At 59.8% G+C, this 23,560-nt stretch carries 22 protein-coding genes; 13 read left to right on the top strand and 9 right to left on the bottom strand.

The genetic code is table 11. The features are described 5' to 3' along the window. Positions 1–232: 232 nt before the first annotated feature. Positions 233–1,546 (top strand): sensor histidine kinase, encoded by a 1,314-nt coding sequence (locus QRN70_RS02405; RefSeq protein WP_285415622.1) that lies wholly within the window; start codon positions 233–235, stop codon positions 1,544–1,546. On the opposite strand, the gene QRN70_RS02400 is transcribed toward QRN70_RS02405, so the two are convergent. The 5 genes from QRN70_RS02400 to QRN70_RS02380 all read right to left on the bottom strand — a co-directional run bounded on the left by QRN70_RS02400 (position 1,504) and on the right by QRN70_RS02380 (position 7,844). After that, on the bottom strand, positions 1,504–2,055 hold the full coding sequence (locus QRN70_RS02400) for a PqiC family protein (protein WP_285415621.1): 552 nt from the start codon (positions 2,053–2,055) through the stop codon (positions 1,504–1,506). The two genes, QRN70_RS02405 and QRN70_RS02400, sit on opposite strands and share 43 nt — an antisense overlap. 16 nt (positions 2,056–2,071) lie before the next feature. Next, complete coding sequence (locus QRN70_RS02395; protein ID WP_285415620.1) at positions 2,072–3,727, bottom strand: PqiB family protein; 1,656 nt, start codon at positions 3,725–3,727, stop codon at positions 2,072–2,074. 217 nt (positions 3,728–3,944) lie between these two features. Continuing rightward, positions 3,945–5,246, bottom strand: a complete 1,302-nt coding sequence (locus QRN70_RS02390) for an NAD(P)/FAD-dependent oxidoreductase (RefSeq protein WP_285415619.1) — start codon at positions 5,244–5,246, stop codon at positions 3,945–3,947. Next, a complete protein-coding gene (locus tag QRN70_RS02385; protein WP_285415618.1) occupies positions 5,243–6,331 on the bottom strand; it encodes a polyamine ABC transporter substrate-binding protein in 1,089 nt (362 codons plus the stop codon). The genes QRN70_RS02390 and QRN70_RS02385 overlap by 4 nt, the downstream gene beginning before the upstream one ends. Before the next feature lie 154 nt (positions 6,332–6,485). Next, positions 6,486–7,844 carry a glutamine synthetase family protein gene (locus QRN70_RS02380; RefSeq protein ID WP_285415617.1) on the bottom strand — a complete coding sequence of 453 codons (1,359 nt, stop codon included), beginning with the start codon at positions 7,842–7,844 and terminating at the stop codon, positions 6,486–6,488. Positions 7,845–8,005: 161 nt separating this feature from the next. Here QRN70_RS02380 and QRN70_RS02375 point away from each other — a divergent pair, with 161 nt between their 5' ends. From QRN70_RS02375 to QRN70_RS02365, 3 genes are all read left to right on the top strand, one after another. After that, on the top strand, positions 8,006–8,914 hold the full coding sequence (locus tag QRN70_RS02375) for a helix-turn-helix domain-containing protein (RefSeq protein WP_285415616.1): 909 nt from the start codon (positions 8,006–8,008) through the stop codon (positions 8,912–8,914). Between the two features lie 85 nt (positions 8,915–8,999). Further along, a complete protein-coding gene (locus QRN70_RS02370) occupies positions 9,000–9,179 on the top strand; it encodes a hypothetical protein (RefSeq protein WP_285415615.1) in 180 nt (59 codons plus the stop codon). Between the two features lie 167 nt (positions 9,180–9,346). Next, positions 9,347–10,270, top strand: a complete 924-nt coding sequence (locus QRN70_RS02365; RefSeq protein ID WP_285415614.1) for a LysR family transcriptional regulator — start codon at positions 9,347–9,349, stop codon at positions 10,268–10,270. Here the strand turns inward: QRN70_RS02365 and QRN70_RS02360 are convergent. Then, positions 10,267–11,406 carry a porin gene (locus tag QRN70_RS02360; RefSeq protein WP_285415613.1) on the bottom strand — a complete coding sequence of 380 codons (1,140 nt, stop codon included), beginning with the start codon at positions 11,404–11,406 and terminating at the stop codon, positions 10,267–10,269. The two genes, QRN70_RS02365 and QRN70_RS02360, sit on opposite strands and share 4 nt — an antisense overlap. Before the next feature lie 387 nt (positions 11,407–11,793). Here QRN70_RS02360 and QRN70_RS02355 point away from each other — a divergent pair, with 387 nt between their 5' ends. Both QRN70_RS02355 and QRN70_RS02350 read left to right on the top strand, forming a co-directional pair. After that, the gene (locus QRN70_RS02355; protein WP_285415612.1) at positions 11,794–13,113 is read left to right on the top strand and encodes an MFS transporter; all 1,320 of its coding nucleotides are present in this window, start codon (positions 11,794–11,796) and stop codon (positions 13,111–13,113) included. A 3-nt stretch (positions 13,114–13,116) separates the two neighbouring features. Beyond that, a complete protein-coding gene (locus tag QRN70_RS02350) occupies positions 13,117–14,295 on the top strand; it encodes a M20 aminoacylase family protein (RefSeq protein WP_285415611.1) in 1,179 nt (392 codons plus the stop codon). A 58-nt stretch (positions 14,296–14,353) separates the two neighbouring features. On the opposite strand, the gene QRN70_RS02345 is transcribed toward QRN70_RS02350, so the two are convergent. Then, positions 14,354–15,226 carry a LysR family transcriptional regulator gene (locus QRN70_RS02345; RefSeq protein WP_285415610.1) on the bottom strand — a complete coding sequence of 291 codons (873 nt, stop codon included), beginning with the start codon at positions 15,224–15,226 and terminating at the stop codon, positions 14,354–14,356. Positions 15,227–15,376: 150 nt separating this feature from the next. Here QRN70_RS02345 and QRN70_RS02340 point away from each other — a divergent pair, with 150 nt between their 5' ends. From QRN70_RS02340 to catA, 3 genes are read left to right on the top strand one after another with little or no spacing between them, the layout of a single operon-like run. Further along, the gene (locus tag QRN70_RS02340; RefSeq protein WP_285417989.1) at positions 15,377–16,498 is read left to right on the top strand and encodes a muconate cycloisomerase family protein; all 1,122 of its coding nucleotides are present in this window, start codon (positions 15,377–15,379) and stop codon (positions 16,496–16,498) included. A 25-nt stretch (positions 16,499–16,523) separates the two neighbouring features. After that, complete coding sequence (gene catC / locus QRN70_RS02335; RefSeq protein ID WP_285415609.1) at positions 16,524–16,814, top strand: muconolactone Delta-isomerase; 291 nt, start codon at positions 16,524–16,526, stop codon at positions 16,812–16,814. Positions 16,815–16,863: 49 nt separating this feature from the next. Next, entirely contained in the window at positions 16,864–17,799 is a 936-nt protein-coding gene (gene catA, locus QRN70_RS02330; RefSeq protein ID WP_285415608.1) for a catechol 1,2-dioxygenase, read from the top strand. 109 nt (positions 17,800–17,908) lie between these two features. On the opposite strand, the gene QRN70_RS02325 is transcribed toward catA, so the two are convergent. Then, positions 17,909–18,550 (bottom strand): 3-oxoacid CoA-transferase subunit B, encoded by a 642-nt coding sequence (locus QRN70_RS02325; RefSeq protein ID WP_285415607.1) that lies wholly within the window; start codon positions 18,548–18,550, stop codon positions 17,909–17,911. An 8-nt stretch (positions 18,551–18,558) separates the two neighbouring features. Beyond that, positions 18,559–19,251, bottom strand: a complete 693-nt coding sequence (locus QRN70_RS02320; RefSeq protein WP_285415606.1) for a 3-oxoacid CoA-transferase subunit A — start codon at positions 19,249–19,251, stop codon at positions 18,559–18,561. A 465-nt stretch (positions 19,252–19,716) separates the two neighbouring features. Between QRN70_RS02320 and benA the strand changes: the two genes are divergently transcribed. The 4 genes from benA to QRN70_RS02300 are packed head-to-tail and all read left to right on the top strand — an operon-like array spanning position 19,717 to position 23,422. Beyond that, a complete protein-coding gene (benA, locus tag QRN70_RS02315; RefSeq protein ID WP_285417988.1) occupies positions 19,717–21,081 on the top strand; it encodes a benzoate 1,2-dioxygenase large subunit in 1,365 nt (454 codons plus the stop codon). Then, a complete protein-coding gene (gene benB / locus QRN70_RS02310) occupies positions 21,078–21,566 on the top strand; it encodes a benzoate 1,2-dioxygenase small subunit (protein ID WP_285415605.1) in 489 nt (162 codons plus the stop codon). The genes benA and benB overlap by 4 nt, the downstream gene beginning before the upstream one ends. Positions 21,567–21,626: 60 nt before the next feature. Beyond that, positions 21,627–22,640, top strand: coding sequence for a benzoate 1,2-dioxygenase electron transfer component BenC (gene benC / locus QRN70_RS02305; protein WP_285415604.1), 1,014 nt, complete (start codon positions 21,627–21,629; stop codon positions 22,638–22,640). Between the two features lie 23 nt (positions 22,641–22,663). Continuing rightward, positions 22,664–23,422, top strand: coding sequence for a 1,6-dihydroxycyclohexa-2,4-diene-1-carboxylate dehydrogenase (locus tag QRN70_RS02300; RefSeq protein ID WP_285415603.1), 759 nt, complete (start codon positions 22,664–22,666; stop codon positions 23,420–23,422). Positions 23,423–23,560: the final 138 nt, after the last annotated feature.

The following is a 23,560-nucleotide window of genomic DNA, read 5'->3' as shown; positions in this document are numbered from 1 at the left end:
CTACGTTCAGGGTCGTCGGGGCGCAGTGAAGAACATGTGAAAAATTTGCCAGCGATACACCGCCATAACTAAAACGGCCATTTGATAAATAAACTCAAATACGCTTTTTGTTTATTGGCAGACTTAACAAACGCCGATATCGGAGGTGAAGCTGTCATCTTTATGCGCTACGCCGTAGCGCGGGCTGCTGGCGCCTGACAGCCGGACGACAGTCGCGGAGTGAGCGGATCGGATGGATTTCAAGCAAAGCCTCACCAAACGGATCGTGATCGTGTTCGCCTGCATGAGCGCACTGGTCGCGGGTGTGTTTGCCATGGGGATTGTCGCCACCGTGCATGTGGTCGAGCGCAAATTGAGTTCGACCACCCTCAGTGGCGGGTTGCATCGATTGCTGGCGATGGATGACATCAGCCTGTGGAGTCATACGCCGGAAAAGAGCGAACTGTTCTTTTTCGAAGGTGGCCAAGGCGCCATGGCTCTCACCGCGCAACTGGCATCGCTGCCCCTGGGGTTTCAGGAGATCCGCTTCGACGGCGATGACTTCTACGCGATGGTCGAGGCGGTCGGCGGGCGCAAATACGTGCTGTTGCGCGATCAAGAGAGCCTCGAGCAGCGCGAGCACCTGCTGTTTGTCGTCGTGATCGTCGGTTTCATCCTCAGCGTGATACTGGCCATCGTGCTGGGCCGATTGCTCGCGCGGCGGGTCATGGCACCGGTGATACGTCTGGCCCGGCAGGTACGCCACCGCGATCAACTGATTGAACTGGCGCCGCCCCTGCATCCTGAATATGCCGCCGATGAAGTGGGCGCGCTGGCCCTGTCGTTCGACCAGACCCTGGGCCGTTTGCGCCAGACCCTGAGCCGGGAAAAACTCTTCACCAGCGACGTCAGCCACGAACTGCGCACGCCGTTGATGGTGCTGGCCAGCTCGTGTGAATTACTCCTGGCCAATCCGTCGCTGGACGCCCGCTCGGCCGCACAGGTCCACCGTATCGCCCGCGCCAGCCAGGAAATGCGCCAACTGGTGGAAACGTTCCTGATGCTGGCGCGCAAACCCGAAGACGTCGGCATCGCATCCGCCTGTACTCTGCGGGAAGTGGCCGATGCTCTGGTGGAAGTCTGGGCGCGACTGATTCGCGAGAAAGGTCTGCAATTCATCTACGAACCGCAGCAGGCCGGAACGGCGCGCTACAACCTGACGTTGTTGCAATCGGTGATGGGCAATCTGTTGCGCAATGCCTGGCACTACACCGATCAGGGCTTCGTGCGCCTGACCCTGCGCGAGCACAGTTTTGTCGTCGAAGACAGTGGCATCGGCATTCCGCTGGAACGCCGCGACGCGATGTTCCAGCCTTTCGTGCGCGGTGACGAGGGCCGTGGCGAGGGGCTTGGGCTAGGGCTGTCCCTGGTGCAGCGAATCTGCACCCAGCAACAATGGCAGGTGCAACTCACCACGCGCGAACCCAACGGTTGCCGCTTCACGGTCAGCCTGCAGGCAGCGGCTCAAGAAGCCGCAGGGCAGGTGCGCGGATTGCCCGCCGCCTGACTGATCAGCGCGGCCAGGCGTTTGACGTTGGTCTGTTGAGCGCTCACCAGTTCATCGATGCCCGGCCCGGAGGCCGTCTGCAGGGTCGAGCGGCAAGTCAGCGCCGCGCCGTCACTGGCGCCCACCGGACGCAGGCGCCATTTGACGTCGATCAGCGCGTACTGGCCCGGGATCGAATCGAAGCGCTGCACGTCGATGCGCACCGAGACTTTGCCGGCACCGCTACGGTTGCTCAATTGATCCTGCAAGGCGCTGCGTAACTCGTCTGCCAGGCTCGCGCCCCACCATTGGGTTTCCAGAATCGCCAGGCCACTGTCGCCCTGACGGATGACGATCTGCGGGCGATCCACCTGCGGCGGCACGGTGATGCCTTCGATGGGAATCTCGCTGCCGGCGCGCGCATTGCCCGGTTGGACAGGGGTCAGGGTGTGAAAGTTGATCGGCTCGCTGCGGCAGGCGCCGAGCAACAGGCAAACGGCGAGCACGGTGATTTTCAGCGGTACGGCCATGGAACGGCTCCTGTGCTCAATTGCGTGGCGGGCCTTTCAGATCCAGCGGTGCGGCGTTGTCGGGACGGCCACGGATCAACGACTCCGGATGACGGCCCAGGTAATCCGACAACTCACGCAGCGAACGCGACATGCGCCCCAGTTCGTCGAGGGTCTGCGTCAGTTGTTCGCGCTGCGGCGAATCTTCGGCCAAGGTCGAGGAGGCCGACTGCAAGGTCTTGCTGACCTCGCCCAGGGTACTTTGCACGCTGGGCAGGGTCTTGGCGTTGAACTGATTGAGGCCTTTGCGCAGTTCGACCAGATTGCCGTCGAGGTTGCCGGCAATCCGCTCGATCGGCAGTTTGTTGATCTTGTTGACCATCGCCTCGAGTTTTTCCTGCAATTGTTCGAGGCTGCCGGGAATGGTCGGGATGCTCACCGGGCGGGCGCTCGGATCGAACGCGACTTTCTCGGCTTTCGGGTAGAAATCCAGAGCGATGTACAACTGCCCGGTCAACAGGTTGCCGCTGCGCGCCTGGGCACGCAGGCCGTTGTCGATGAAGGTGCCGATCAGGCGCACGCCGGCGGCTTCGTCATTCGGATCATGATTGAGTGCCTTAAGCATTTTCGTGTGGGCCTGGCCCAGTCGTTGCGGATAGATGACGATGCCGACATTGACCGGGAAGCTGCGTTTGGTCGCATCGAAATCGAGATTGATGCTGACCACCCGGCCGATCTCCATGCCGAGGAATTCCACCGGCGCATCGACCTTGAGCCCGCGCAGCGCCTGATCGAAACGCAGGCTCAGGTATTGCGCCTTGCCATTGGGCGGGGCGAGGGCGGTTTGCTGGTCGTCGAACAGATCGAAGGTCTTTTCTTCGCTGGCGGCGACGTCGTTGGGGCTGTACTCCGGTGCCCGGAAGGCCACCCCGCCGATCAGCAGGGTGGACAGCGATTCGGTTTTCACCGCGAAGCCATTGGCGCCGACATTGACGTCGATGCCGCTGGCATTCCAGAACCGGGTGTTTTCGGTGACGTAGGCATCGTTGGGCGCATGAATGAACACCTCGATGTTCACCCCTTTGCCGTCAGGGTCCAGTGCATAGGCGACGACTTGCCCGACCGGAATCTTGCGGTAATAGACCGGCGAGCCGATGTCCAGCGAGCCAAGGTCCTGCGTATGCAGTTTGAAGCGTTTGCCCGGTTCGCCGTAGGTGATGGGGGGCGGGTTTTCCAGGCCTTTGAAATGCTTGGCGCGGCTGTTGGACTGGCCGATGTCGGCGCCAATGTAGTCGCCGGAAAGCAGCGTATCGATGCCTGACACGCCACCGGCGCCGATTCGCGGTCGCACAACCCAGAACTGCGAATCTTCGCGGGTGAAGGTTTCCGCCTGCTTGGCCAGTTTGATCGTGGCATTGACGCTTTTCTGGTCGTCGCTCAACTCGACGTCGGTGACCTGGCCGACCACCACGTTACGGTATTTGACTTCGGTCTTGTTCGCGGTGAGACCGCTGCCGGTCTTGAAGTTGACGGTGATGGTCGGACCTTCCTGCATCACGTTGTGCACCACCAGCGAGATCCCCACCAGCACCGCGACGATTGGCACGATCCACACCAGCGAGACGCCGAAGCGCCGGGTCTTGATCGGTGCCTGCCCGGGTGCTTGCGGTTTGTCGGCGGCTGACGACTGCATCCATGACCTCCTGGGTGTGTTGGGCAATGAGCGTCAGGAACGCAAAAGCACTTCATCAATATAGAAGTGCTTGGCGATAGAGCAAATAACTCACCCAGGGGCAGGGCTAGAGGAACCAGTAGGAGCTGCCGAGAGCAACCAGGCGGCGAACTTTCATTGCCTGCTTCGACAAACAAAGGCTCGCCGCCCACGGCAGCGCTCCTGCGCGGGGTGCCGGTCAGCCGAGCATTTCCCGCAGGCGGTACCAGAACATGCCGAGGGCCAGCAGCGGCGAACGTAGCGCGGGACCACCGGGGAAGGTCATGTGCGGCACGCCGCTGAACACGTCCATGCCCTGGCTGTGCCCGGCATGAATCGCCTCGCCGAGCAGTTTGGCGCACCAGTGCGTGACGTTCAGGCCATGTCCGGAGTAGCCCTGGGCGTAGAACACGTTCGGCTGCTGCTTGAGCCGGCCGACCTGCGGGAAGCGATTGGCGGTGATGCCGATCTTACCGCCCCACTGATAGTCGATGCGCACGTCGGCCAGTTGCGGGAAGACCTTGAGCATTTTCGGCCGCATGTACGCGGCGATGTCCGCCGGGTCGCGTCCGGAATAATGGCAGGCGCCACCGAACAGCAACCGCCGGTCCGCCGAGAGCCGGTAGTAGTCGAGGCCGACTTTCTGGTCGCACAGCGCCAGGTTGTGCGGGATCAGTTCGGCGGCGCGTTCCGCCGACAATGGTGCGGTGGCGATGATGTAGCTGCCGGCCGGCAGGACTTTGCCGTTGAGCTGTGGCTCGAGCTCGTCCAGATGCGCGTTGCAACCGAGCACCAGGCTACCGGCGCGCACCGTGCCGGACGCGCAACGCACCTGCACGGTGGGGCCGTGGACGATCTCCAGCACCGGACTCTGCTCGAAGATGCGCACGCCGAGCGTCGCCGCCGCACGGGCTTCACCCTGCACCAGATCCAGCGGATGCAGGTGCCCCGAGCCCATGTCGATCAACCCGCCGGCGTACACCCCGGCATTCACCACCTGCTGGCGAATCTGCTCGGCGCCGACCAGCCGCGTTTCATGCGGGTAAGCGAGTTCGGCGAGGCTCAGCTGTTCTTCCTTGAACGCGGCAAATTGCGCCGGGGTATTGGCCAGTTCGCAGAAGCCCCAGCGCAGGTCGCATTCGATGCCATGCTCGTCGATGCGCTGGCGCACCAGTTCCACCGAGTCGATCCCGGCACGTTGCAGGTACCGCACGCCTTCATGGCCGACATAGCGGGCGAAGCCTTCGACTTCATGGCCGATGCCGCGGATCAACTGGCCGCCGTTGCGCCCGCTGGCGCCCCAGCCGATGCGCCGTGCTTCGAGCAACACTACGGACAGTCCGCGCTGCGCCAGCTCGATGGCGGTGTTGACGCCGGTGAACCCGCCGCCGATCACGCAGACATCGGCGATCAGCTCGCCGTCCAGCGACGGATAGGGCGTACTGGCCCGGGCCGAGGCCGCGTAATAGGAGCGGGCATGTTCGTGGCTGTGCTGATTCATTTGTTCGACTTCACTTTGCTCCAGGAACGGGTCATCAGACGCATGATCGACTGGGGCGGGGTAGAGGAGATGTAGAGCTTGTCGAGCACTTCCTGTGGCGGATAGACCTCGGGGTTGTTGACCAGCTCCTGATCCATGTACTGCTTGGCCGCCGGGTTCGGGTTGGCGTAACCGACCGAGGCGCTGACCTTGGCGATCACTTGCGGGTCGAGCAGGTAATTGATGAAGGCGTGAGCCTCCTTGACGTTGCTGGCATCGGCCGGGATCGCCAGCAGGTCGAACCACAGGTTGGCGCCTTCCTTGGGAATCGCGTAGGCGATGTTCACGCCGTTCTTGGCTTCCTTGGCACGGTTGGCGGCCTGGAACACGTCGCCGGAATAACCGAAGGCCACGCAGATATCGCCGTTGGCCAGGTCCGAGACGTATTTCGAGGAGTGGAAATAGGTGATGTACGGACGGATGCTCAGCAGCTTGGCTTCGGCCTTCTTGTAGTCTTCCGGATTCTCGCTGCGCGGGTCCATGCCCATGTAGTTGAGGATCGCCGGGAACACTTCGTCTGCCGAGTCCATCATCGACACGCCGCACTGGCTGAGTTTCTTCAGGTTTTCCGGCTCGAACAGCACGGCCCAGGAATCGATGTGGTCGATGCCCAGCACCTGCTTGACCTTGTCGACGTTGTAGCCGATGCCGTTGGTGCCCCACAGGTATGGCACCGAGTGCTCGTTGCCCGGGTCGTTCTTTTCCAGCAGGGCCAGCAGTTTCGGGTCGAGATTTTTCCAGTTCGGCAGTTGCGCCCGATCCAGCTTGAGGAACGCGCCGGCCTTCACCTGGCGGGCGAGAAAGTGGTTGGACGGCACCACCACGTCATACCCGGTGCGACCGGCAAGCAGCTTGCCCTCAAGGGTTTCGTTGGAGTCGAAGACGTCGTAGATCACCTTGATGCCGGACTGCGCCTGGAAGTCGGCCAGGGTGGTTTCGCCGATGTAGTCGGTCCAGTTGTAGACGCTGACCTGCGGTTGGGCCTGCACGCCTGCGCTACAGGCCAATGCCAGAGCGGCGGGGATCAGGGATTTCAATAGACGCATAGCGACACCTCTTCGAATTATTGGATTTTTCAGGTGGGCACGGCCCTTGTGGGAGCTGGCTTGCCAGCTATAGCGGTGGGTCAGTCGACCGAGAGGCTGGCCGCGCCGACGCCATCGCTGGCAAGCCAGCTCCCACAGGGTTCATGGGTGTTGGTTAAACGCTCAGCAACAGGAACTCGCGCTCCCACGAACTGATCACGCGCTTGAAGTTCTCGTGCTCGGCGCGCTTCACTGCGACATAACCGCGGACGAACTTGCTGCCCAGGTACCTGGCGACGGTGTCGCACTCTTCCATCTGCGTCAGCGCTTCTTCGATGGTGATCGGCAGGCGCAGGTTGCGCCGTTCATAAGCGCGACCTTCGACCGCGGCGCTCGGCTCGACGCCGTCGACCATGCCGATGTAGCCGCAGAGCAGACTCGCGGCAATTGCCAGGTACGGGTTGGCGTCGGCGCCCGGCAGACGATTTTCCACGCGCATGGCTTCCGGCCCGGAGGTCGGTACGCGCAGGCCGACCGTGCGGTTCTCTTCGCCCCATTCGACGTTGACCGGGGCCGAGGTGTCCGGCAGGAAGCGGCGGAACGAGTTGACGTTGGGCGCGAACATCGGCAGCACTTTCGGGATGTACTTTTGCAGGCCGCCGATGTGATGGCGGAACAGTTCGCTCATCGTGCCGTCGGCGTTGGCGAAGATCGGCTCGCCAGTGGCGATGTCGACCACGCTCTGGTGCAGGTGCATGGCGCTGCCCGGCTCGTCGCCGATCGGCTTGGCCATGAAGGTGGCGGTGACGTTGTGCTTGAGCGCCGCTTCACGCAGGGTGCGTTTGAACACGGTGATCTGGTCGGCCAGGTCGAGTGCGTCGCCGTGGCGGAAGTTGATTTCCATCTGCGCCGGGCCGTCTTCGTGGATCAGCGTGTCGAGGTCCAGGCCTTGCAGTTCGCACCAGTCGTAGACGTCTTCGAACAACGGATCGAATTCGTTGGCGGCATCGATGGAGAACGACTGGCGGCCGCTTTCGGCACGACCGGAGCGGCCCAGTGGCGCCTTGAGCGGCAGATCCGGGTCTTCGCAACGCTGGGTCAGGTAGAACTCCATTTCCGGCGCGACAATCGGCTTCCAGCCCTTGTCGGTGTACAGCTGCAGGACTTTTTTCAGCACGTTGCGTGGCGACAGCTCGATCGGGTTGCCGAACTTGTCGAAGGTGTCGTGGATGACAATGGCGGTCGGCTCGATGGCCCAAGGCACCACGTACACCGCATCGCTCACCGGTTTGCAGACCATGTCGATGTCGGCCGGATCGAGCAGGTCGTAGTAGATGTCGTCGTCGACAAAATCCCCGGTTACCGTTTGCAGCAGCACACTTTCCGGCAGGCGCATGCCTCGCTCATGCAGGAACTTGTTGGTCGGTGCGATCTTGCCGCGGGCGATGCCGGTCAGGTCGCTGACCACACATTCGACTTCGGTAATCTTGTGATCTTTCAGCCATGTGAACAGCTGATCGAAAGGGGCATTCATAAAGACCTCGTTATTGGTTTTATTGACGCCGGAGAGTGCGGTTTCATCTTCCGCAGGCTTCCCCTGTGGCGCGTTGACGACTATCTTGGGCGGGCCTTGCGGTTCCATCTATCCACTTTAAGCAGCACCAAAGCGCACCAAAAGAGTGCGCAAGGTCCCCCATGACGACGTGCAATCCGATACAGGTCCAGGCTTTCAACACCGCTGATGTCAGCGAGCAGATCCGCGCCACGCCGGGTTGGGTGCAGCATTACCAGCAGATGTCCCCGGGGCATTTCGCCGGGCGGATCCGCTACCTCGACCTGCAGGGCGTAGAGGTCTACGAAGAGCAGATGAACACCCGCGTCGAGCAGAATTTCAGCGCGCCGGAAGGGGCCCTGGCGTTCTGTTTCGATCGCAGCGACAACACGCTGTATCTGCTCAATGAAGAGAGCCGCAACATCTGGATCACCCCGGAGAACTACCAGGAAATCGCCGTGGTCTTCGGTCCGCAGTTCGTCCGCCAGCACGGCCTGGATGTGGCCAGGCTGGAAGGCCTGTTCATGGCGCCCCTGAACGGCGGGCAGAATGCCTTGTTCAGCCGCTGGCTCAGCGCGACGCTGACCCGACTGACGCAGACCCTCGACCCGCCCAGCCGCGAAGCCCTGACTCAGCAGTTGCTCGACGATTGCCTGTTCATCCTCGATAACGCGCAGGTCTGTCTCGATCGTGGCGCCCTGCAGCGTCGTGCCGACGAGCGCAGGATCATGCAGAGGGTAGGGCAGTGGGCGGCGGATTCGCCGGAAGAACAACTCAATCTGCTGCAGCTGTCGCAGGTTGCCGGCGGCTCGCTGCGCCAGTTGCAGCAGACCTTCAAGACCTACACCGGTCTGTCACCGACCCATTGGCTGCGCCTGCGCCGCTTGAACAGCGCACGACGCGAACTGCTCAACCGCAGTCCCGAGCAGACCACGGTGGCCGAAGTGGCGATGAACTGGTCGTTCTGGCACCTGGGGCGGTTTTCCAGCAGCTATCGGGCGCTGTTCAAAGAGTTGCCGAGTGAGACGTTGAAGCGTTCGCCGACGCTGTAACAACGAAAAATCGGCGAGCTGCGCAAGCTTTTGCTGGGCCAGGAGTAGATCTGCAGGGATCCGAGGGGAGCGCGCGGTGGTTTTAATGACTATTTCGCTGACGGATCAAGTCGGGCTGCTGCTCCGGCCCGCCTTCGGCGACCCACTCGAATCAGTGGTTGATAGCGAGGATTGCCCGGTGCGGCCGGATGGCACCCCACGGGGCGTGAACCATGCGCGGCAGGTTACGCACGACTATTGCCAGCCGATGCAATGGCGCAAGTGACCCGTCACGTCAGCTCGCAAGTTGCAGGCTGACGCGAAAGCAGTCGATGAATGAGGGGGGCTGGTGACTATTGCGCCGTGATTGAGTCGACAGCTTGAATCAACAAGTGGTGACTGGCCGGCATCTTGCTTTATGGTTGGCGGCAAATAAGAAGCGAGTCGCACACCGTGAAATTCCATCAAATCAGAGCCTTGGTCGCGATCAATCAGTGCGGCAGCATCAATGAAGCTTCGCAGATGCTGCATGTCACCCAACCGGCGTTGAGTCGTTCAATCAAGGATCTGGAGCGCGAGTTAGGCCTGACCCTGCTGCAGCGTTCCTACAAAGGCATGTCGTTGACTGACGAAGGCCGGCGCATCATCCGGCACGCGCACATGGCGGTCGAGAGCATGCGGCGCCTGCAGATCGAGGCCGATAATATCCACGACATGGCCGTGGGTGAGGTGGCTGTCGGCGTCACTTCACTGACTGCCATGCTGCCGGGTTTCGAGAAGTGCATCAGTGACTACCAGGCGAAAAACCCACGGGTGCGGATCAAGCTGATCGAGCTGCGCCCCAGTCATATCGTCCAGCGTTTGCGCGACGGGAGCCTGGACTTTGCCCTGACCTCTCAACAGAACACGCAACGTCTGAATCTCGATTGGGAAGCCCTGCACCGGATCAAGGGGGCGGTGATATGCGGCCCGAATAATCCATTGCGGCATTCGCCCTCGTTGCGGCAATTGCAGTATGCGAACTGGATCAGCCTGGACGAGGTAGACGACCGCTCTTCGCAGTTCTACCAAATGTTCGAGGTCAACGATATTCACCCGCCGCAGAAGGTCATCGAATGCGCCTCGCTGTTACTGGCCTTGCGTCTGGTGGAGAATGCCGATGCGTTCATGACCCTGAGCAATCTGGCGCTGGGCAGCGCACTGCCGCCGGGACGGGTACCGGAACTGGTCCTGGTCGAAGTCGAAGAGATCATCCCCGAATACCCGATTTATCTGGTGTGCGTCGACCGCCACTCACTGACGTCGCCGGCGAGGGATTTGTTCTACGGGCTCAAATCCAAGCTCGCCGCTGAGTCATCGGCAGAGCCGACTTACTAGAAGTGGTAGTACATGCCGACCGCCAGGTTGCTGGGGTCGTCACCGGTTTGCTCGAGGGGAATTCCCGCATAGCTGATGGCGGATTCGGGGCGGTTATCGATCAGGGCGACCCGACCGTAGATGGCCCAGTTCTTCTTCAGGAAATGGTCGTAGCCGAGCATGATCCCGATGGCGTCCTTGTCGCCGAATTCGATATCGCGCTTGACCAATGCCATGCGCGCCACATCGGCTTTGCCGACGGGCGCGGCAAGGCCCACCGTCCATGCGCTCATGCTGGGTGTGGCGTGGTAGTCGACGTCCTGGCGTTGCCAGGTGACATTGGCAGACAGCGACCCGAAGTCATAAAACGCCGAAGCGCTTTTGAAATAGTTGTGGGTCTGCCGCTGGCGGTCGCCGTCGTCCCACGGATCGCTCAAGTAATCATTGAATGAGCCCAGCAATAGCCACCGCGCATTGCTGTACTGAACACTCATGCCTTTGCCGCGCACGGTGTTGCCGGAGCTGGCGGTATCGTTCAGGCCCAGGCTCACAGCGGTGGCCGCGCTGAAACCGGCGAATGTGGGCGTGGTGTAGGCGAGGGTGTGCTTCGGTCGCATATCCAGATAATAGGCACCGCGTCCAGCGGGCGGGCTGGTCAGGTAGGTATAGGGCGATCCGTAGGTGGCCAGGAATGGATCGGCAAAGGTCGGCGTGCCCATGCCATAGGTTTTGCCGAATTCCAACTTGCCGTACTCCCGCGAGCGCAGCGCCGCCACCGCCAGGCGTAGGGTGCCGACCTGCTTCCAGTGCTCATCCAGCGCTTGGCCATTGAGGTTGAAACCTTCCTCGACGTCGAACTCCAGCACCGTGTCCGGGTTGAGGGCCTTGCGCATGTAGAGCCCGAGCTTGTTGGTCCAGGCGCCACCGCCCGCGAGTCTGGTTCCGGAGTGATGGCCCGAGTCCTGATAATTAACAAATGCGTCGAGCGTGCCGTAGACATTGAGCTTGTCGGTGTAGCCCTTATCGACGTTGTAATAGCCAAATCCTGGCGCTACTCGAGCGATGGCAGGAAATCCCTCAGCCTGGCTGCATGGCGGTAGCCCGAGTCCCAAGAGCAATGCGGTCAATGAACAATTGCGCGCGGCGGACATAACCATTTCAGACGCTCCGTAGACGTGATGGCTGATGGATCGCAGCCTCCACGAAAATAAAAACCGGCGGAAATGGTCAATTTTGCATGGGTATGCCTATTGGTTAATTTGCTAAGGAGTCACCGCCATATTGAGGCGCGCAGGCGCGTGAAAAGGTCTCAATAAATGCACGATTACACCGATTTGCCGGCTGTATGAATCTGAAAAATGAAAGCCATTGGTGCGATAGCCGCCTTCAAGTCCTCCCTGAGCACTGTTGTAGAGCGTGTTCAAAGGACGTGACGCAAACAAGTTAACCACTGGTTAATTGCCTGCAAAAAGTGCAAGTGATTCGTCTTTGGAGTTCCCCGATAGTTGGCCTCGCCTAACGCCAATAAGAAATCGGAGCGTGCCATGACCATCCTGCATTCGGACACTTCCCTGGCCAACGGAGCGATGCGTGCCGATCCGGCCACCCGCAACTCCAGAAAGGCTACCGTAGCGTGCGCCCTCGGCAATGCCCTGGAGATGTACGACTTCACGATCTACAGTTTTTTCGCCGTGATCATCGCCAACAACTTTTTCCCCGCCCAATCGCCGATAGCCTCATTGCTGATGTCGCTGACGGCTTTCGGTGTTGGTTTTTTGATGCGTCCGGTCGGGGCGATGGTGATTGGCCGTTTCGCTGACAGAAAGGGTCGCAAGGCAGCGCTTACGCTGACCATCGCGCTGATGACGCTGGGAACGGCGCTGATCGCATTTGCCCCCACTTACCAGCAAGCCGGGGTCTTGGGCACCGTTCTGTTGGTCATCGGCCGCCTGACTCAAGGGTTTTCCGCCGGGGGGGAAATCGGCACCGCCTCGGTGTTGATGATGGAATCGTCGACGACCAACCGTCGATGCAGCAATGTCAGCTGGCAGGCTGCAAGCCAGGGTTACGCGGCGCTGGTCGGGGCTGGAATCGGTCTGCTCCTGAGCAGTGTCATGACCACGCCGGACCTGGAAGCATGGGGCTGGCGTATCCCCTTCGTCATTGGTTTGCTGATTGGCCCTGTCGGCTGGTACATCCGCCGCTGCCTGCCGGAAACCCTTGAGCAGGCCACTATCAGCGCCGCCCCTTCAACCGTGCGCAAACCCGGCTGGCGCGAGGCCATTGATCTGCGCAACACCGTACTCGCCACCGGGCTGATGGCGAGTGCAACCATCGGCATGTACCTGTTCATTTTCTACATGCCAGCGTACCTGGTCAGTGCGCTGCATTATCCGCAGCGCAGCGCCTTGGCGATTGCCTGCGTTTCGGCTGCGTGCCTGGCGATCATCACGCCGATTGCAGGGCGCTACGCGGACCGCCACGGCCTGCGCAAAAAGCTTTTGGTCTGGACGATCACCTTGCCGGTTATCGCGGCATGGCCGGCGCTATGGCTGCTGTCGCATACCACGGACTTGTACATCGCGATGCTGATCGTCGCACTGCTGGTGCTGCCCGGGTGCGTGGGCTCGGGTGCGTTTTTCGCGATGATCATGGAGGCCTTTGCCAAGCAGCACCGAGCCCTCGGGACGTCGGTGAGCTACAGCTTCGGCGTCACCCTGTTCGGTGGCTTCTCGCCGTTGATCGCCACTTGGCTGACCTCGGCGCTCAACACCCCCACGGCTCCGGCGTTTTACCTGCTTGTCGGCGGGGTCATCAGCCTGTGCTGCTTGAAACTGTTCCCGGAAAACATTGGACGAGACTGACCCATGCGCAATCAACACAACACATCAGCGTTGAGCGACATCGAACTGCAAAGCTTCATCACTTTGCGCCGACAAATCCACGCTGCGCCTGAACTGGGCGGCGAAACCCCGAACACCGCAGAATTGGTCGCCGCCAAGCTGACGCAGTGGGGCTATGAGGTGCATCGCGGTATCGGCGGACATGGCCTGGTCGGTGTCCTGAAAAGAGGCGAGGGCACACGCCGTATCGGTCTGCGCGCCGACATGGATGCGCTGCCCATGCAGGAAAAAAACCCCTTTGCGCATGCCAGCCAGATTGCCGGTCGCATGCATGCCTGCGGGCATGACGGGCACACCGCGATCCTGCTCGCGGCTGCTTATCGTCTGGCCAGCCACGGCCAATTCAACGGCACCCTCAATCTGATTTTCCAACCGGACGAGGAGGGCCTGTGTGGGGCCAAGGCGATGATCGACGACGGCCTGTTCCAGCGTTTTCCCTGCGATGCGATTTTTGCGCTGCACAACATGCCCGGTTACCCCTTGGGCACGGCCGTGGTTCAGGCGGGGCCGACCATGGCGTCCTCGGAGCGTGTGTCGCTGCGGATCACCGGCCAAGGTGGGCACGGCGCCATGCCCGAGAAGTCGGTCGATCCATTGCCCGTGGTGGCCAGCCTGATCAATGCGATCCAGACCATCAAGTCGCGCAACCTCGGCCCGGAAGAGTACGCGGCCATCAGCATTGGCATGCTACAGGCCGGGAGTGTCTACAACATCATTCCTGACGAGGCCCGCATGCTGATCAGTGTGCGTACCGATACTCCGCAGACCCAGCAGAAGATCAATCAGCGACTGGAACACATTGTCCGCGGTCACGAGCAAGCGTTCGGCGTGAGCATTGAGCTGGAATTCACTCCGCTGGCCCCGGCACTGATCAACGATGACACCGAAACACAACGCGTGCGCGAAAGCCTTGTGCCGCTTTTTGCACCTGGCCATCTGCAACGCCGAGGGCCGAAGGTCATGGGTACCGAAGACTTCGCCTGGATGCTCGCAGAAGTACCGGGGTGCTATTTCCTGTTGGGCAACGGTGAGGGCGAGTTTCACGGCTGCTCCGTGCACAACCCACACTACGACTTCAATGATGAGCTTATCCCACTGGGCGCCGATTGCTGGGTAAAACTGGTGGAAGATTTTCTCGTCTGATCGCCCAGCTCAACTGCGGACGCCAGGATTGATCCGCGCACGCCATAGCGTGCGCGGATCAGCGATTGATGGAAGCGATGATGCCGAGACAGCGTTGGACGATAGGACTGATGTCGCCAGTCCGGCGACTCAAAATGATCGGCGATACCGCTTCGGAATCCTGAATAGGCGCGTAGGTGAGATCCGCACGATGTTGCTGCTGAACAGCGGCGGGGACCAGCGTGATGCCCAGTCCGGCCGCCACCAGGCCCAGCGCTGTCTGCAGCTCATTGGCCCATTGAGAAACCCGCACGCCCATACCGTGATTGGCAAACAACGCCAGAACATGATCGGCGTAGCTGGGTCTCGGGTTGGCCGGGTACAGCACGAAAGACTCGTGCGACAGACGCTCCAGGGTGATGGTTTCGCCTTGCAAACGGTGCCCGGTCGGCAGTACCGCGACCAGCGGATCTTCATAGAGCACTTGCTGGTGGATGGCACCGTCGTCGAAGTGAATACGACCAAAACCTATGTCGATGCGGCCGCTTTTCAGTGCCTCGATCTGCTCAAGCGTGGTCATTTCCTGCAGACCCAGCTCAAGGTCTGAATCGCGGCGCAATTCCCGAATGAGTTCAGGCAGCAGTGCATAAAGGGTGGACGGCGCAAAGCCGATACCGAGCCATTGCCGTTGCCCCTCACCAATGCGTCGGGTGTTCTCGCACAGCTGCTCAAGCTGCTTGAGCAGCATGCCGCTGTGCTCATGGAAATAGCGGCCCGCTTCGGTCAATTGCACCGGACGCGTGCGCTCCAGCAGCGCTGTACCCAGATGCTCTTCGAGTTGCTGAATCTGTCGGCTGAGCGGTGGCTGGGCAATATTCAGACGCTCGGCGGCACGGGTGAAATTCAGTGTTTCGGCCACCGCTTGAAAGTAGCGGATATGTCTTAATTCCACGATACCTCCGAGGTATGAAGAGAGACAAAATGAATATTGGACGCAGTGGATGCGTTGCGCGGATTCTAAGTTACATCAAACAAGATTCCGTGGGTATCGATGCTTCGGCATCACGACCCACATCTGAACCCGCGCACAATGGAACCAGAAATGAACGTAACCCGGATCGAGCGCCTTGAGACGATCATCGTCGACTTGCCCACCATTCGCCCGCACAAGTTGGCCATGCATACCATGCAGGGGCAAACCCTGGTCATTCTTCGCCTGCTTTGCAGTGATGGTATCGAGGGCATTGGCGAAGCGACGACGATCGGTGGGCTGGCTTACGGCAATGAGAGTCCGGAAAGCATCAAGACCAACCTCGACAGCTATTTCGCACCGTTACTGGTTGGCCAGGATGCGGAAAACATCAATGCCGCGATGCAGCGTCTGGACAAGGCCATCAAGGGCAATACGTTTGCCCGGTCCGCCGTCGAAACGGCGTTGCTGGACGCCCAGGGCAAGCGTTTAGGCCTGCCTGTGAGCGAACTGCTGGGCGGGCGCGTGCGCGATGCACTCGAAGTGGCGTGGACGCTCGCCAGCGGTGACACTGCCAAGGACATCCAGGAAGCCGAGCACATGCTCGAGCTGCGTCGGCACCGTATTTTCAAACTAAAGATTGGCGCCAATGCGCTGGAGCGCGACCTGGCTCACGTCGTCGCGATCAAGAAAGCCCTCGGCGATCGTGCCAGTGTCAGGGTCGACGTGAACCAATACTGGAGCGAATCTCAAGCGATCAAAGGATGCCAAATCCTCGGCGAGAACGGGATCGACCTGATCGAGCAACCTATCTCCCGGATCAATCGCGGCGGGCAGATTCGTCTCAACCAGCGCAGCCCGGCGCCGATCATGGCCGACGAATCCATTGAATGTGTCGAGGATGCCTTCAGCCTCGCCGCCGACGGCGCGGCGAGTATTTTCGCCCTCAAGATCGCCAAGAACGGTGGCCCTCGCGCTGTCCTGCGCACAGCCCATATCGCCCAGGCGGCCGGCATTGCGCTGTACGGCGGCACGATGCTGGAGGGTGCCGTCGGCACGCTGGCGTCGGCCCATGCCTTCATCACGCTTGAGCAATTGCAGTGGCAAACCGAACTGTTCGGGCCGCTGCTGCTGACCGAAGAAATCGTCACCGAAGCACCGGTCTACCGCGACTTCCACTTGCATGTTCCGGCCACTCCAGGCCTGGGGCTGACGCTTGATGAGGATCGCCTGGCCCGCTTCCGTCGCCGCTGAACCTTGTTATCAGGAGATAGGAAAAATGCTCTTCCACGTAAAAATGACGGTGAAACTTCCCGTCGACATGGACCCACAGAAAGCCGCGCGTTTGAAAGCCGATGAAAAGGAACTGGCGCAGCGTTTACAGAGTGAAGGCAAATGGCGGCACCTGTGGCGTATCGCGGGTCACTACGCCAACTTCAGCGTTTTTGACGTCGAAAGCGTTGAAGCGTTGCACGACACGCTCATGCAATTGCCGCTGTTCCCGTACATGGATATCGAAGTGACCGGGCTCTGCCGCCATCCTTCATCGATCCACGCCGACGATCGTTAAGCGTTGCACTTTGCGACTTTGAACATAATAAAAACATGGGAACATAATCATGACTGTCAGAATTTCCAGCTCTGATGAGATCCAGGCATTTTTCAAACAAGCTGCTGGTTTGGACAATGATCAAGGTAATGTGCGGGTCAAACAGATCCTGCTGCGCGTATTGCAAGACAGTGCGCGTTTGATCGAAGACTTGCAGATTACCGATGACGAATTCTGGAGCGCAATCGACTACCTGAATCGCCTGGGTGGTCGCGGTGAAGCCGCTCTGCTCATGGCCGGACTTGGCCTTGAGCATTTCCTCGACCTGCTCAACGATGCTCGCGATGCCCAGGCTGGCCACACCGGCGGCACGCCTCGCACCATCGAAGGCCCGCTGTATGTTGCCGGTGCTCCGCTGTGTGAAGGTGAAGCGCGCATGGACGATGGCAGCGAAGAGGGCGTTGCCACAACGCTGTTCATCGAAGGCCAGGTACTCGACCTGCAAGGCCAGCCTGTCGCCGGCGCTATCGTCGACTTGTGGCAGGCCAATACCAAGGGCAACTACTCTTACTTCGATAAATCGCAATCGGCGTACAACCTGCGTCGTCGCATCGTGACGGATGCCGACGGCCGCTATCGTGCTCGCAGTATCGTCCCGTCCGGGTATGGCTGCGATCCTCAGGGGCCGACTCAGGAATGCCTGAACCTGCTTGGCCGCCACGGTCAGCGCCCTGCGCATATTCACTATTTCATTTCCGCACCCGGTTACCGCCACCTGACCACTCAAATCAATCTTTCAGGCGAAAAGTACCTGTGGGACGACTTCGCCTACGCCACGCGAGAAGGCTTGATCGGTGAAGTACGCTTCATTGATGACGCGCAATCGAGTGCCAAACGCGGTGTTGAAGGGCGGTTTGCCGAGTTGTCCTTCGACTTCCAGCTGCAACCGGCCGAGGCCGTGACGCAAGAGCAGCGAAGCTTGCGCCCGCGCGTGCTTCAGGACTGACAAAAGAGCAGGGTGGCAACTCCACGCAAGTTGCCACCGCCGCCAGAATCCGTCGCCGGACGAGCGCAATGTTCGTCCGGCGCAGACTTGAATGAGCCAATCAACCCTGTCACTTGATCAGCGGCACACCACTGAGCGATTGCAGATCTTCGAAGCTGATATCGGCCAAAATCTCCCTGACCTGTAAGCCGTCGGGCGTAACGTCGAGAATGGCCAGGTCAGTATAAATCCGCGTTACGCAACCAATACCGGTCAGCGGGTAGGTGCATTTTGGCACCAACTTGCTTTCGCCCGTCTTGGTCAGGTGGTCCATCATGACGAACACTTGGCGTGCGCCCGTCGCGAGGTCCATGGCGCCGCCCACCGCTGGGATGGAGCCTTCAGCACCGGTGTGCCAGTTGGCCAGGTCACCGTTGACCGAGACCTGGAAAGCACCCAGTACGGCGATATCGATGTGACCACCGCGCATCATCGAAAAGGAATCGGCGTGATGAAAGTAGGCACCACCGGCCAGCAGCGTCACGTGTTGTTTGCCAGCATTGATCAGATCATCGTCTTCCTCGCCCGGCGCGGGACTCGGGCCCATGCCCAACACACCGTTTTCACTGTGCAGGAACACTTCCTTGTCGCCCAGATAATTGGCCACCAGCGTGGGCACGCCGATGCCGAGGTTCACGTAAGAGCCTTCAACAATATCGTCGGCCACACGCTGGGCCATTTCGCTGCGTGAGAGTTTGTTCGAAACAGTCATGGCGGACCTCAGTTGGCGTTGGCTTTCGGAAGACGGGCGTGTGGCACGGCGACTACGCGCTGAACGAAAATTCCTGGTGTGACAATGTGCTCGGGATCCAGCTCGCCCAACTCGACGATCTGGTTGACCTGAGCGATGGCTGTTGTCGCCGCCATGGCCATGATCGGCCCAAAATTGCGCGCAGCCTTGCGATAGGTGAGGTTGCCCCAGCGATCGCCTTTCTCTGCCTTGATCAGCGCGACATCGGCGCGCAGCGGCATCTCCAGCACGTAATTGCGACCGTCGATCACCCGAGTCTCCTTGCCTTCCGCCAGCAGCGTTCCATAACCGGTTGGCGAATAAAACGCACCGATGCCTGAACCTGCAGCGCGAATGCGTTCAGCCAGGTTGCCCTGGGGGACGACTTCAAGCTGTACCTTGCCGGCCAGGTAGAGTTCGTCGAATACATAGGAATCGGACTGGCGTGGAAACGAGCAGATGACCTTGGCAACCCGTCCAGCCTTGAGCAAGGCGGCAAGACCGATTTCACCGTTGCCGGCATTGTTGCTGATGATGGTCAGATCGCGGGCGCCAGAGGCGATAACACCATCCACCAGCTCGGATGGCATGCCGGCGGTACCGAAACCACCGACCATGATGGTCGAACCATCGGCTATTCCATCCAGCGCGGCAGCGATGGATTCAAACGTTTTATTGATCAAGGCGTACCCCATGTTTCATGTTGACTGGCAGCTAAATCTGGCTACAAAAACCGCTTGAATCACGGTTACTGCACCGATGTGCATAGCCTGCCAAACAATGGACCAGGGAAGGGTGGCCGACGTTTGAAGTCGTGCGATCAGCGAACGCTACCTTGAGTCATTCCAGATCCGTCCGGTGACTGGCTGACGTTGGGCGAGTAGCTGATCGAGGTGACAGACAGGCGATATCGATGGTCGTCGCCAGCCACATTGAATAGGCCAACAACGCTGTCCAGCCAGAGCATCGTCAGTGGCCTGTATGGCATTTATGAGTGGTCACCACCGATATATTCGATTCGATGGCGATTTCAGCTGAAACGTGTTGGTTCTGCACAAAGCGGATAACAGTCTGCACGCAACGGATATTGCCGATACGGATTGCCGGTGACACTGAGCCTACCAATAACAACAACGGAGGCTCTGACCATGTCCATTGGCGTCGAGTATCTCAATTCCTTGCTCGAGGAAAACCGTGAAGAGGGCATCTATCGCTGCAAGCGCGAGATGTTCACCGATCCCCGCCTGTTCGACCTCGAAATGAAGCACATTTTCGAAGGCAACTGGCTGTACCTCGCACACGAAAGCCAGATCCCTCAGAACAATGATTACCTCACGCTGCAGATGGGGCGCCAGCCGATCTTCATCGCACGGAACAAGGATGGCGTGCTTAACGCCTTCCTCAATGCCTGCAGTCATCGCGGCGCGATGCTGTGCCGGCACAAGCGCGGCAACAAATCTTCCTATACCTGCCCGTTCCATGGCTGGACCTTCAACAACTCGGGCAAGCTGCTCAAGGTCAAAGACCCGAGCAATGCCGGCTACCCGCAGAGCTTCAACTGCGAAGGCTCGCATGACCTGACCAAGGTGGCGCGGTTTGAGTCCTACCGGGGTTTTCTGTTCGGTAGTCTCAATGCTGACGTGGTGCCTTTGGCCGAGCATTTGGGAGAATCTGCCAAGATCATCGACATGATCGTCGATCAATCCCCGGACGGCCTGGAAGTGCTGCGTGGTTCTTCCAGCTACATCTACGAGGGCAACTGGAAGCTCACCGCAGAAAACGGCGCGGACGGTTATCACGTCAGCTCGGTGCACTGGAACTACGCGGCCACCCAGAACCAGCGCAAAGAGCGTCAGTCCGGCGACGTCAACCCGACCATGAGCGCCGGCGGCTGGGCAAAAAGTGGCGGTGGTTTCTACTCATTCGACAAAGGCCACATGCTGCTTTGGACGCGCTGGGCCAACCCTGAAGACAGGCCTCTGTATGAGCGCCGTGACGAACTGGTCAGTGGCTTTGGTCAGGCTCGCGCCGACTGGATGATCGGAAACTCGCGCAATCTGTGCCTGTATCCGAATGTCTATTTGATGGACCAATTCAGTTCGCAGATTCGTATTGCTCGGCCAATCTCGGTCAATCAAACCGAAATCACCATCTACTGCATCGCCCCAGTGGGCGAAAGCGCAGACGCCCGTGCGCGACGCATCCGCCAGTACGAAGACTTTTTCAACGTCAGCGGCATGGCAACTCCAGATGATCTCGAGGAGTTTCGTTCCTGCCAGATCGGGTATCAAGGCAGCGCGACGGCGTGGAACGACATGTCACGCGGCGCCGAACACTGGGTTGAAGGACCTGATGAAGCGGCGCTGGAAATTGATCTACATCCGTTGCTCAGTGGTGTGCGCACGGAAGACGAGGGGCTGTTCGTGGAACAGCACAAATACTGGAAAGACACCCTGCTTCAAGCAGTGGCCGTCGAACAGGCAGGCAACATTCCTGCACGGGAGGTTCAATGAGCGCTTCCTATGAACAAGTGCGCGATTTCCTCTTTCGCGAAGCCCGTTATCTTGACGACAAACTGTGGGATCAGTGGCTGGAGCTCTATGCCGCCGATGCGACGTTCTGGATGCCGTCCTGGGATGACGACGACGAACTGACTGAAGATCCGCAAAGTGAAATTTCGCTGATTTGGTACGGCAGTCGCGAGGGCCTGGAAGACCGGATTTTCCGGATCAAGACCGAGCGCTCCAGCGCGAGCATTCCGGACACCCGCACCTCCCATAACCTGAGCAATATCGAGATCACCGAGGTGAGCGAAGGTCAGTGCGCGGTGCGTTTCAACTGGCACACGCTGAGCTTTCGCTACAAGACCGTGGACAGCTATTTCGGCACCAGTTTCTACACCTTGGATACCCGCGCAGAACAGCCGCTGATCAAAGCCAAGAAAGTGGTCCTGAAAAACGATTACGTCCGTCAGGTCATCGATATCTACCACCTGTGAATCGGGCTGCGTTGCGCAACCCGCCACGAGTGGGGGGCGCGCAGCCATGCGAGGTCTGTCATGAGCCACAAGATTGCCCTGAATTTCGAAGACGGCGTGACCCGTTTCATTGTCGCAACGGCCAGTGAAACCGTGGCTGATGCCGCGTACCGCCAAGGAATCAATATTCCGCTGGACTGCCGCGATGGCGCTTGCGGAACCTGCAAATGTTTTGCCGAAGCGGGTGAGTACGAGCTGGGCGAGGATTACATTGATGATGCCCTGACTGCCGAGGAGGCAGGCGAAGGTTTTGTACTGACCTGCCAGATGCGGGTCAAAAGTGATTGTGTGGTGAGCATTCCTGCGTCGTCCGACGTGTGCAAGACCCAGCAGTCCACGTATGAGGGGGCGATCCAGGAAGTTCGTCGGCTGTCTGACAGCACGCTGTCACTGTCGATCCAGGGCGATGCACTCGCCGACCTGACGTTCTTGCCGGGTCAGTATGTCAATCTGCAAGTGCCCGGCAGCAACCAGACACGTGCGTACTCGTTCAGCTCGGTGCAGAAGGAGGGGCGCGTAAGCTTCCTGATCCGCAATGTTCCTGGCGGCCTGATGAGTCAGTTTCTCACCGAGTTGGCCAAGGTCGGCGATCACATGAGCCTCGCGGGTCCGTTGGGCAGCTTCTACCTGCGCCCGATCAAACGGCCGCTGCTAATGCTGGCCGGTGGGACGGGACTAGCGCCATTCACGGCAATGCTCGAGACGATTGCCGAACAAGGCAGCGACCACCCCCTGCACCTGATTTACGGCGTCACCAACGACTTCGACCTGGTAGAACTGGACCGCCTCAAGGCCCTGACGGCGAGCATTCCCAATTTCACTTTCAGTGCCTGTGTGGCTAATCCGCAGAGCGAGTGGCCGCAACGAGGTTACGTCACCCAGCACATTGCGCCAGAGCATCTGCATGGCGGCGATGTCGACATTTATCTGTGCGGGCCACCTCCGATGGTGGAGGCCGTCAGTCATTACATTCGTGAGCAGGGCATCTCTCCCGCCAACTTCTACTACGAAAAATTTGCCGCCAGTGCTGCCTGAGCAAGCGCTACGTCGAGGTCGCCATGAGCATGAGATTCAACAATAAAGTCGCGCTGGTCACGGGCGCTGCGCAAGGCATTGGTCGAGGCGTCGTCGAGCGGCTATTGCTCGAAGGCGCAAAAGTAGTCGCTGTCGATCGCAGCGAACTGGTGCACGAACTGCCGGCGCAAGTGTTTGCACTGACGGCTGACCTGGAGCGCTACGCCGATTGCCAGCGTGTGGTGAGCCAGGCCATCGAGCACTTCGGCCGGTTGGACATTTTGATCAACAACGTCGGTGGCACGATCTGGGCCAAGCCTTTCGAGCATTATCTGCCCGACGAAATCGAGGCAGAAGTACGCCGCTCGCTGTTTCCCACGTTATGGTGCTGCCATAACGCCTTGCCTCACATGTTGGCACAAGGCAGCGGGGCGATCGTCAACGTGTCGTCTATCGCCACCCGCGGGGTCAATCGTGCACCGTATGGCGCGGCCAAGGGCGGAATCAATGCGCTGACCGCCTGCCTGGCTTTTGAAACGGGCGGGCGCGGAGTGCGCGTCAATGCGACTGCTCCGGGAGGTACAGACGCACCACCCCGGCGAATCCCCCGTAACACCGCCGTGCCCACCGAGCAGGAACAGCATTGGTACGCGCAGATCGTCGAGCAGACCAAGGACAGTAGCTTGATGAAACGCTACGGCACAATTGATGAACAGGTCGGCGCCATTTTGTTTCTGGCTTCCGATGAAGCCTCCTACATCACCGGCGTCACGCTACCGGTGGGGGGTGGCGACTTGGGCTGAGTGCCGCTGTTGGGTGAGGGGTGAAAAGCGAGTTGGATACCTGTCGAGTATGGTGTCCAACTCTTTTCGTATTGGTATTCGACGTGATCGTGACCGAGAATCGAGAGGCCTGTTCGTACCTATGGCTTTGCCTGAGTT

The sequence above is a fragment of the Pseudomonas sp. efr-133-TYG-5 genome (genome assembly GCF_030209175.1).
Taxonomy (GTDB): domain Bacteria; phylum Pseudomonadota; class Gammaproteobacteria; order Pseudomonadales; family Pseudomonadaceae; genus Aquipseudomonas.
This window is presented reverse-complemented; position numbering and strand designations above follow the sequence as displayed.

Excerpts from the sequence above, each read along its gene's own strand:
- QRN70_RS02325 (WP_285415607.1), bottom strand. The coding sequence starts at position 18,550 with ATGACTGTTTCGAACAAACTCTCACGCAGCGAAATGGCCCAGCGTGTG.
- QRN70_RS02390 (WP_285415619.1), bottom strand. The coding sequence starts at position 5,246 with ATGAATCAGCACAGCCACGAACATGCCCGCTCCTATTACGCGGCCTCG.
- catA (WP_285415608.1), top strand. The coding sequence starts at position 16,864 with ATGACTGTCAGAATTTCCAGCTCTGATGAGATCCAGGCATTTTTCAAA.
- catC (WP_285415609.1), top strand. The coding sequence starts at position 16,524 with ATGCTCTTCCACGTAAAAATGACGGTGAAACTTCCCGTCGACATGGAC.
- benC (WP_285415604.1), top strand. The coding sequence starts at position 21,627 with ATGAGCCACAAGATTGCCCTGAATTTCGAAGACGGCGTGACCCGTTTC.
- QRN70_RS02375 (WP_285415616.1), top strand. The coding sequence starts at position 8,006 with ATGACGACGTGCAATCCGATACAGGTCCAGGCTTTCAACACCGCTGAT.
- benB (WP_285415605.1), top strand. The coding sequence starts at position 21,078 with ATGAGCGCTTCCTATGAACAAGTGCGCGATTTCCTCTTTCGCGAAGCC.
- QRN70_RS02340 (WP_285417989.1), top strand. The coding sequence starts at position 15,377 with ATGAACGTAACCCGGATCGAGCGCCTTGAGACGATCATCGTCGACTTG.
- QRN70_RS02395 (WP_285415620.1), bottom strand. The coding sequence starts at position 3,727 with ATGCAGTCGTCAGCCGCCGACAAACCGCAAGCACCCGGGCAGGCACCG.
- QRN70_RS02360 (WP_285415613.1), bottom strand. The coding sequence starts at position 11,406 with ATGGTTATGTCCGCCGCGCGCAATTGTTCATTGACCGCATTGCTCTTG.
- QRN70_RS02380 (WP_285415617.1), bottom strand. The coding sequence starts at position 7,844 with ATGAATGCCCCTTTCGATCAGCTGTTCACATGGCTGAAAGATCACAAG.
- QRN70_RS02355 (WP_285415612.1), top strand. The coding sequence starts at position 11,794 with ATGACCATCCTGCATTCGGACACTTCCCTGGCCAACGGAGCGATGCGT.
- QRN70_RS02400 (WP_285415621.1), bottom strand. The coding sequence starts at position 2,055 with ATGGCCGTACCGCTGAAAATCACCGTGCTCGCCGTTTGCCTGTTGCTC.
- QRN70_RS02350 (WP_285415611.1), top strand. The coding sequence starts at position 13,117 with ATGCGCAATCAACACAACACATCAGCGTTGAGCGACATCGAACTGCAA.
- QRN70_RS02370 (WP_285415615.1), top strand. The coding sequence starts at position 9,000 with ATGACTATTTCGCTGACGGATCAAGTCGGGCTGCTGCTCCGGCCCGCC.
- QRN70_RS02405 (WP_285415622.1), top strand. The coding sequence starts at position 233 with ATGGATTTCAAGCAAAGCCTCACCAAACGGATCGTGATCGTGTTCGCC.
- benA (WP_285417988.1), top strand. The coding sequence starts at position 19,717 with ATGTCCATTGGCGTCGAGTATCTCAATTCCTTGCTCGAGGAAAACCGT.
- QRN70_RS02385 (WP_285415618.1), bottom strand. The coding sequence starts at position 6,331 with ATGCGTCTATTGAAATCCCTGATCCCCGCCGCTCTGGCATTGGCCTGT.
- QRN70_RS02300 (WP_285415603.1), top strand. The coding sequence starts at position 22,664 with ATGAGCATGAGATTCAACAATAAAGTCGCGCTGGTCACGGGCGCTGCG.